The organism is Acinetobacter sp. NigerLNRRAM0016, from assembly GCF_054112845.1.
Genome location: NZ_JBSYVT010000082.1, coordinates 1 through 2,318, shown reverse-complemented (window position 1 = coordinate 2,318; position 2,318 = coordinate 1). Strand labels below are relative to the sequence as shown.

Annotated in this window: 2 protein-coding genes and 1 pseudogene; 2 read left to right on the top strand and 1 reads right to left on the bottom strand. The window is 58.9% G+C overall.

Features of this window, described 5'->3' with window-relative positions; genetic code table 11:
• Positions 1 to 108 precede the first annotated feature (108 nt).
• Positions 109 to 924: a sulfonamide-resistant dihydropteroate synthase Sul2 gene (sul2, locus tag ACWQ4X_RS19540; protein WP_001043260.1), complete on the top strand. Its 816-nt coding sequence runs from the start codon at positions 109 to 111 to the stop codon at positions 922 to 924.
• An 86-nt stretch (positions 925 to 1,010) separates the two neighbouring features.
• Positions 1,011 to 1,313, top strand: a complete 303-nt coding sequence (locus ACWQ4X_RS19535; RefSeq protein WP_000251875.1) for a phosphoglucosamine mutase — start codon at positions 1,011 to 1,013, stop codon at positions 1,311 to 1,313.
• A gap of 175 nt (positions 1,314 to 1,488) precedes the next feature.
• On the opposite strand, the pseudogene ACWQ4X_RS19530 reads toward ACWQ4X_RS19535, so the two are convergent.
• Positions 1,489 to 2,318, bottom strand: a pseudogene (locus ACWQ4X_RS19530) (IS91-like element ISCR2 family transposase); the annotation flags it as partial.

Here is a 2,318-nt window from a genome sequence, read left to right as displayed (position 1 = left end):
ACTCATTGAGATGTGTCATAGTATTCGTCGTTAGAAAACAATTATTGTGACATTATTTCAATGAGTTATCTATTTTTGTCGTGTACAGAGATTATTATAGAAGCCCCCATGAATAAATCGCTCATCATTTTCGGCATCGTCAACATAACCTCGGACAGTTTCTCCGATGGAGGCCGGTATCTGGCGCCAGACGCAGCCATTGCGCAGGCGCGTAAGCTGATGGCCGAGGGGGCAGATGTGATCGACCTCGGTCCGGCATCCAGCAATCCCGACGCCGCGCCTGTTTCGTCCGACACAGAAATCGCGCGTATCGCGCCGGTGCTGGACGCGCTCAAGGCAGATGGCATTCCCGTCTCGCTCGACAGTTATCAACCCGCGACGCAAGCCTATGCCTTGTCGCGTGGTGTGGCCTATCTCAATGATATTCGCGGTTTTCCAGACGCTGCGTTCTATCCGCAATTGGCGAAATCATCTGCCAAACTCGTCGTTATGCATTCGGTGCAAGACGGGCAGGCAGATCGGCGCGAGGCACCCGCTGGCGACATCATGGATCACATTGCGGCGTTCTTTGACGCGCGCATCGCGGCGCTGACGGGTGCCGGTATCAAACGCAACCGCCTTGTCCTTGATCCCGGCATGGGGTTTTTTCTGGGGGCTGCTCCCGAAACCTCGCTCTCGGTGCTGGCGCGGTTCGATGAATTGCGGCTGCGCTTCGATTTGCCGGTGCTTCTGTCTGTTTCGCGCAAATCCTTTCTGCGCGCGCTCACAGGCCGTGGTCCGGGGGATGTCGGGGCCGCGACACTCGCTGCAGAGCTTGCCGCCGCCGCAGGTGGAGCTGACTTCATCCGCACACACGAGCCGCGCCCCTTGCGCGACGGGCTGGCGGTATTGGCGGCGCTGAAAGAAACCGCAAGAATTCGTTAACTGCACATTCGGGATATTTCTCTATATTCGCGGTTCAGCAGGCATGTCCCCTTTGAGGGCGACCCGACGACAGGATAATCGACCTTATGGTGCGCAAATATTTCGGCACAGACGGTATTCGTGGCAAAGCCAACGAAGGCGCGATGACGGCGGAAACCGCCTTGCGCGTCGGCATGGCGGCTGGCCGTGTCTTTCGTCGCGGTGACCACCGCCATCGTGTCGTGATCGGCAAGGATACGCGCCTGTCGGGCTATATGCTTGAACCCGCGCTCACAGCCGGTTTCACCTCGATGGGCATGGACGTATTCCTTTTTGGCCCGCTGCCGACAACGTATAGGAAGAATAAACGCCCTTTTCACCCAAGTCCAACAGCTTTGGACCGCAGTTGACTCTTTCGACACCCCTGCGATGCAACCCAATCCGGCTGACGGGGAGCCAGCAACGCTGAAAATTTACCCTCCTCTTTCCCACTAGCGGCTCCTTTTCCGACAACCAGCACGGCGGATCCCTGCCGCGGCGCTGTGAACGCAGCATTTTGATTGGTATCGTTGGCCTTCAGGCTCGTCAGTCAAACAGACCCAGGAGCAGCTCAGCCGGTGGCGCCCGGCTTTCGGGTAACGCCCTGGTCCCGCTGGTTTCGGCTTTGTGCTTCAGGTGATCAAGGATCTGCTTGATCACTATAGGGTCTTCAATGCAGGCGATGACTTTCATGGCGCCGCCGCAGCCGCTGCAGGTCTCGATGTCGATATTGAAAACACGCTTGAGCCGTTGCGCCCATGTCATCGACGCTCGCCGTTGTGCTGGTGTTGCCGGTTCATCAGCCACCCTGACCTTGTTGCCCCTGCCCCGTTTTGCCGGCGTGACCAACGCCCGGTGCCGACTGTTGGGTGCGAACACCCCGTGGAAGCGGGTTAGGTTGACTCTGGGCTTCGGTACCAGGGCGGCCAGCCTTGCAATGAAATCCAATGGTTCGAAAATGACGTGCGTGGTGCCGTCCCGGTACGGCGTCTTGAGCTGGTAGCGCACGTTGCCGCCTCGTGTTAACGACAGCCGCTTCTCGGATACCGCCGGGCGGCTGATGTACCGGCACAGCCGTTCGAGCTTCTTGCGTTCATCGGCCCTGGCCGCCACGCCGGCGTGCAGGCTGGACCCGGCTACCTTGCCAATCCCGTCACCGAACGGATCACCACTGGTCGGCAGAGTTTGCAAAGTGAACACCTTTCGCCCCGCCTGTGAACCGACAGCGATACGGTAAGTGATCGAGTGCCCCAGCAGGGGTGTCATCGGGTCGTCATCCACCGCATCCGAGGCCAGATAGCTGTTTTCGACATCCCGTTCCAGCAGGCCTTGCCGTTCCAGATAGCGACCCACCCGGTGGGCGATGGTGTGCGTCA